Source organism: Mesorhizobium sp. M7A.F.Ca.CA.001.08.2.1 (assembly GCF_003998455.1).
Classification (GTDB): Bacteria; Pseudomonadota; Alphaproteobacteria; order Rhizobiales; family Rhizobiaceae; genus Mesorhizobium; species Mesorhizobium ciceri.
On record NZ_RZPW01000353.1, the window covers coordinates 1 to 6,189 of the forward strand.

At 62.6% G+C, this 6,189-nt stretch carries 8 protein-coding genes and 1 tRNA gene; 3 read left to right on the top strand and 6 right to left on the bottom strand.

All coding sequences use genetic code 11. The features are described from left to right. From exbB to EN914_RS20335, 3 genes are all read left to right on the top strand, one after another. Positions 1–862, top strand: an 862-nt coding sequence (gene exbB, locus EN914_RS20325; protein ID WP_245492169.1) for a tonB-system energizer ExbB, incomplete at its 5' end; no start/stop codon positions are given. Positions 863–866: 4 nt separating this feature from the next. Then, positions 867–1,334, top strand: a complete 468-nt coding sequence (exbD, locus tag EN914_RS20330) for a TonB system transport protein ExbD (protein WP_013528969.1) — start codon at positions 867–869, stop codon at positions 1,332–1,334. Next, positions 1,331–2,275: an energy transducer TonB gene (locus tag EN914_RS20335; RefSeq protein WP_024504724.1), complete on the top strand. Its 945-nt coding sequence runs from the start codon at positions 1,331–1,333 to the stop codon at positions 2,273–2,275. Before exbD ends, EN914_RS20335 begins: the two co-directional genes overlap by 4 nt. Before the next feature lie 148 nt (positions 2,276–2,423). Here EN914_RS20335 and EN914_RS20340 read toward each other — a convergent pair whose 3' ends face one another. From EN914_RS20340 to EN914_RS20370, 6 genes are all read right to left on the bottom strand, one after another. Next, complete coding sequence (locus EN914_RS20340) at positions 2,424–2,744, bottom strand: hypothetical protein (protein WP_024504723.1); 321 nt, start codon at positions 2,742–2,744, stop codon at positions 2,424–2,426. Positions 2,745–2,872: 128 nt separating this feature from the next. Next, a complete protein-coding gene (locus EN914_RS20345; RefSeq protein ID WP_024504722.1) occupies positions 2,873–3,133 on the bottom strand; it encodes a hypothetical protein in 261 nt (86 codons plus the stop codon). A 4-nt stretch (positions 3,134–3,137) separates the two neighbouring features. Beyond that, positions 3,138–3,392, bottom strand: a complete 255-nt coding sequence (locus EN914_RS20350; RefSeq protein WP_024504721.1) for a hypothetical protein — start codon at positions 3,390–3,392, stop codon at positions 3,138–3,140. A gap of 68 nt (positions 3,393–3,460) precedes the next feature. After that, positions 3,461–4,525 (bottom strand): SagB/ThcOx family dehydrogenase, encoded by a 1,065-nt coding sequence (locus EN914_RS20355; protein WP_024504720.1) that lies wholly within the window; start codon positions 4,523–4,525, stop codon positions 3,461–3,463. 428 nt (positions 4,526–4,953) lie between these two features. Beyond that, positions 4,954–5,703 (bottom strand): helix-turn-helix transcriptional regulator, encoded by a 750-nt coding sequence (locus EN914_RS20365; RefSeq protein ID WP_024504719.1) that lies wholly within the window; start codon positions 5,701–5,703, stop codon positions 4,954–4,956. A 331-nt stretch (positions 5,704–6,034) separates the two neighbouring features. Continuing rightward, positions 6,035–6,110: transfer RNA gene (locus EN914_RS20370), tRNA-Ala, on the bottom strand. Positions 6,111–6,189 lie beyond the last annotated feature (79 nt).

The window sequence follows — 6,189 nt, forward strand, 5'->3', positions numbered from 1 at the left end:
CACCCCGGCTGCTCCCACGGCCCCAGCGCCGATTGCGCCGGCGCCCGCCGCACCGGCAGTCGCTCCGCCGGCCACGATGGCGCCTTCGCAGCCGGGCACCCAGCCGAACACGGCCGCGCCAGCCGAGGCCGGACCTTCGACGGCGATGGAATTGACCTTGCCGCATGACCTGTCGCCATGGGGCATGTTCATGGCGGCCGATATCGTCGTCAAGGCGGTGATGATCGGGCTGGCCTTTGCCTCCGTCGTCACCTGGACGATATGGCTGGCCAAGTCGCTGGAGCTTTTCGGCGGCAAGCTGCGCATCCGTCGCGCCGTGCGGGCGATCGGCAAGGCCGCCACGCTGAAGCAGGCCAGCAGTACCCTCGACCGCAGCGGCGGCCCGGGCGCGCTGCTGGTGCGGGCGGCCGAGGAGGAGACCGCACTCTCAGCCGGCGCCCTCGATCATGTCTCAGGCGATGGCCTCAAGGAACGGGTTACGTCGCGCCTGTCGCGCATCGAGGCGGCGGCGGCGCGGCGCATGTCACGCGGCACCGGCGTGCTGGCGACGATCGGCTCGACCGCGCCCTTCGTCGGCCTGTTCGGCACGGTCTGGGGCATCATGAACGCCTTCATCGGCATCTCGCAGGCGCAGACCACCAATCTCGCCGTGGTCGCGCCGGGCATCGCCGAAGCGCTGCTGGCCACCGCGATGGGCCTGGTCGCGGCCATACCGGCCGTCGTCATCTACAACGTCTTCGCCCGCTCGATAGCCGGCTATCGGCAGATCCTCGCCGATGCCTCGGCAGGGGTCGAACGACTGGTCAGCCGCGACCTCGACTTCCGCACCGTCGCGCCGGCCGCGCCACTGGCGGCGGAGTAGCGCCATGGGAAGCAGAATCCGACAGACCATGGATGACGATCTCGAGGAAAGCCACGAGATCAACGTCACCCCGTTCATCGATGTCATCCTGGTGTTGTTGATTATCTTCATGGTCGCGGCACCGCTGGCCACGGTGGATGTCAATGTCGACCTGCCGGGTTCGACCGCAACGCCCGCGCCGAGGCCCGAGACACCGCTGTTCCTGACGCTGAAGGACGATCTGACGCTGGCGATCGGCAATGACGGCGTGCCACGCCCGGCTTTCGCCGCGACGCTGGACGCCAAGACCAAGGGTGACAAGCAGACGCGCATCTTCCTGCGCGCCGACAAGGCGGTCGCCTATGGCGACCTGATGGAGGCGATGAACCTGTTGCGCGGCGCCGGCTATCTGAAGATCGCGCTGGTCGGCCTGGAGACGGCTCCCGCGTCCAATGCCCCCGCGCCCACAGCCACCGGTGCGGCGGCGCCATGACGCAAGCGGTCGCCGTGCCCTCGGTCCAGATGTCGCGCTTCGGCTGGCGCGACCTTGGCTTGTGGGCCGGTGCTGCCGCGCTGGTCCTCGGAGCCCATGTCGCGGTCGCCTATGCAGTGCAGAATCTCACCATGGTCACCGAAGCGGACGGCGGTCCGCCACCGGCCCAGGTGATCGAGATGGCGCCGATGGTGGTGATGCCGGCCGTACGAGAACAGGTCGCCGCGCTGGACGCGGTGACGCCAGATCAGACCGAACCGACACCGACGACCGAGCCGACGCCTGAAGAACCGGTCGAAAAGGCGGAGCCGGTTGTCGAGCCGCCGGAAGCGGTCGCGCCTGACGAGGCCGAACCCAACCGGACCGAAACGGCTGAACAGGCCGATCAGCCGCCGCCGGATGAGGTCATCCCGGATGTTGTCGAGGCCGTTACGCCAGACGTCGTCATTCCCTTGCCGCAGCCGAAACCGGTCGAAATTGTCAAAGACAAGAAACCGGTCGAGGCCAAGGCGAAAAAACCTGTCGAGAAGCCCAAGCCGCGGCTTAAGAAGGAGAAGGCGGCTCCGCCGAAGACGGCAACCGTCGCCAGCGCCGACGCACGGCCCGCGGCCAGGACCGCGGCGCCGAAGGCGGCGGAATCGACGTCGCGCTCCGGCGACTCCAGCAAATGGGACTCCCGTCTGGGCGCCTGGATCAAGCGGCACACGCGCTATCCCAGCTCTGCCAAGGCCCGAGGCGTGGAAGGCAGGCCGTATGTCGCCTTCACGGTCGACTCGTCCGGCCGGGTCCTGTCCGCCAAGCTCTCTCGTTCCTCCGGGGATGCGGATCTGGACCGTGCGGCGCTCGCCGTGCTGCAAGGCGCCACGGTGCCGGCACCGCCACCGGACCTCGGCTCGCGTCTGAGCCGTACAGCGCCGTTCGTGTTCAGCCTGCGCAACTAGAGCAGCTCACCGTTTCACGGAAACGGCCAACTACTCTAACTCTTGTTTTGACGCAATTCCCAAGGGAAAACGCTATGCGTATTCCCGGGAAAACCGTTTCACACTTTTCCTGGAATTGCTCTAGAGCCGAACTTGATCGGCTGGCCTGTCAATAGGTCAGTGACAGGCTCAGGGCCTCGACCTGTTCGAGGTAGAAACGGCATTTCGTGCGCAACAGCCCGAGGCTCGGGTCATCGGCTCCGTTGATCTCGATGGTCTGCATCATGAAGTCGAAATGGGCGTGGAAGGCGTCCACTGTACCCCAGAGACTGTCGGCCTGGCAGCTGTCGGCAATCGCCATCGAGACGAGTTGGCGGGCCTCGATCCGCGCGGCGTCAGGCGATGGCGGTCGCCTGGCGATCAAGACGTCGAGCCGACTGAAAATGCTTTCCCTGGCATCGACGCTTCTGATGTTGGCTATCATGTTCATGTGCAGGTCCCCCTTGGCATTCCAGGCGCGCAATAGGCTCCGGTCTGGAATTGCCTGAAAGCTGGTGATCAGAGCGGTTCAGCGGCGCTGAACCACTAAGCGCGTGGCGTTTGGGCGGGCGACTTGCATCAAGCCTGAGCGACCGGATGCCGGTCCTGCGGGCAGGATGCAATCAGGGTCGGGATCGCGGTTGCATCGGAGGGGTGGCCCCTGATGATGTTGGCGACCTCGGCATCGGCCTGCTCGAACCAGTAGACCATGTCGGCGCGGTGCAGATCCGTCGCGGCTTTCTTCAGCAGCGGCAGCAGGCTTTGCAACGCGCACAGCGTCTCCCAGCGGTTTGGCCGGGAGGTCGAGCCGGCCACCGCGCATGCGGCTGACGATTGCATGTCGCTACGCTCTCCGTGGCTGGGCGGCACGATTGTCTTTTGCCTGCGCCTTGGGGTGCAGCGGGTTGCCGCTGAGCTGCGCATGCCTGGCCGGCCGTGCGCCGCGAAGAACGTCGAAGGCCTCCGCATAGGCCATGCCCAGCAGATAGGAGATCATCGGAAAACGGCTTGATTCGGCCATTTGCACGAGCTCATTGGTCATCGACGAAATATATTGAAGACTATCGATTTCCGACTGGCGTAAGGATTGATTTGGCACGTGCTGCTCCTGTCTCTGGTTATACCCTGGGGAACGCGTTACTGGCCGGACTGCACATTGTTGGTCGACTAATTGATGGATTGGCTCGCGGTGGACGGGTCTCTTTCCGGGGTCGAGAGGGTCAAGGCATAGATCGGTGCGTCGGTGAGACTGTCGAGACCAAGCAGCCGCTTGATGGCGGAATGATTGAGCGCGGCTGTCGGACATGCCGACAGGCCATGATTGGTCGCCGCCAGCATGATATTCTGGCCGATATGGCCGGCCTCGATCAGCACGACACGATAGGCGTTGGCGTCCTCATATTTCCACATCGTGCGATCGAGCCTGGCGCAAAGCAGGATCAGGCACGGCATGCTATCAGCCCACTCCTGTCCGCCGACCAGTTCGGAGATCTTCGGCAGATGGTTCGCGGAAATCCTGCCAAGGTCGTGATCGGCGGCGGAATAATGATAGACACCGGGCTCGAGGCCATCGACGCCGAGCGCGACCACATAGGCCTCATAGGGATTCCGCGCGCCGCCGGAAGGGGTCATGCCAAGCGGCAGGGTGCCAACGCAATTGGCGGTCTCGCCGATGATGCCGAGCCCTGCGAACAGGCAATCGGAAAGCTGTTTGGCTGTGATGGTGGGCTGAGCCGCCGTGCGGTTGGTGCGGCGCCGCGCCATCAAGCTAAGAAGTTCGTTGTCTTCCAGTGCATTCGGCAGCTGGATAGCGCCGGCGGAATTCTTGAGCAGGAGGTCCGGCTGCGGCGTATGGCCGGCGCGTTCTATCTGCCGCTCTTCCGCCTGCTCGATGGTCATGTATTCGCTGTCCTGGACGCAGAAATGCATCAGCGCCGTCGGAAGCCCCCAACTCCATTGTCCTGAAAATTGTTCCTCCTGCTCGGCGAGAGGCGATCCGGCGGTGACCAGGGCGGAAAAATCGAGCAACTGCGGAACGACAGCCTTCAACTCGGACTTCGACCACCCATGGGCGCGGGCAATGTCCGCCGTCGATGCCCATTTGTCCCACGATGCGAGAAGGCCGACCATCTCAGGGCTGCATTCGAAGACGCTTCTGGTCAGGAAGTTGCATGCCGTGACCTTGTTCGGTCCGGGGTAGAAAACGAGCGTTTTCGAAGAGCGCATTTTCATGAAGCTGGATGCCATCTGCGGAGCCGAGGCGCCGACAAGCGAACCGCTCGTCGGCGCAGAACGGCTTCAGCGCTTGTTGTAGTGCATACCCTGCGAAAAGAAGACGGTCTGCGTGCCGGCGGCAATCGTCAGCTTCGGAGCGTTAGTCACTTTCTTGGCCATTTTTATCCCTTTCCTGACCCCCATTTGGGATCCGTTGAAAGACCCCCAGAATGGGATCCGCGTGAAGAAAGGTAAGGTCGGAAGAGTTAATGGTTTGTTAAAATTATAGTAAAACCACGAGCCGAAGACGGACGTGTGGATTATCTTTCCTGGCATTAAAGTGTAAAATATCGATTTTATTCAGATACAGAGTAGACAATCGTTGGCATACGCTTTATCGGCGTACGCTTATTCTTATTTGGCGTAAGACACGGCGATCCGAGGGATTAGCCCAACCCGTCCCGGGTCAGGCTGACAACCAGTTGGTCGACGCCCGCATCGTCGAGGCTGATGACATGCGCCATGCTGATGGCATCCCTTGCCTGGATATTGGCAATGTCGCGCCGCATGATGACGGACACGAATGCCGGGCCGGCCTCCGTCAGAAGCATGGCCTTGCCCATCAGCACCGGTTCGGAGATGGGAGCCCATTGCACGGAGATCAGCGACGGCTCTCCGGTCTGTCGGCGATTGATGCCGCTGAAATAGATCCAGTTCAGCCGCGAGATCGCCACGCCATAGTGATTGCCGCGCGCTCGTGCCCAGGTCGATCCCTGGCGCTCCGACCATCCGGTGACCCTTCGGAAGGTGACCAGTTCGGCTTCGCGCCGCACGAAGGTCACCGAGCGCATCAGGAGGTCGAGGCGGCCCGGGATCGAGAAATAGGTGAAATAGGTGCCGCCCGCGATCGAAGGACTGGGAGGGCGGATCATCTGGTTGAACAGGCTCTCGGAAACCGGCGGCAGGCCACGCATCGCGGGCTCGGGTGCGCCGGGATCCTGGTACAGTTCGGCCTCGTCGATCCGAAAGTAATCGCATATCAGCTTGGCGGTGGCCTTGTTGGGAACGGTCTGCCCTTGCAGGTAGCGTTCGAACTGCGTGCGATTGATGTGCAGCTCACGGCATACCGCACTTACGGAGGCATGGTCCTTGCTCAGCCGTCTAAGATTTGCAGCGAGATTCTCGCGAATTGACACGTCTTTGCTTCCGCGGGCGGGTTTTTCATTTCAACTCGAAATCCATATAGCGTCTCCGGTCGCCCCCGCCGAAACGCCTTGGCCACAACGCACAGAAAAAACTGATTTGGTAACGTCAATTTAGTGGGGCGGTTTGCAAAAAAAACGGAAACAATCGACGAGCGCTTCCGCCATAAGTCCAATTGACAAAAGTCTTGCCGGAGATTGCGAAAACAGGCGGCGCGGCGCGCGGCCTTTTAGGCGCGCCGGCACGGCAAATGCCAGCCGTGGAGGCCAGCCCGGACGAGCGTCGCGGACTGCATATGGCGCGGAGAGCGAGGAATTAATCCGCTGGTGGAGCTGAGGAGGATCGAACTCCTGACCTCGTCATTGCGAACGACGCGCTCTCCCAGCTGAGCTACAGCCCCGTCCAGCGGATGGGCGCATTTATCGGGCGCCGCGGTTTCCTGTCAAGGCGGAGGTTTGCCGAAATCCAGTGGCCTGGCA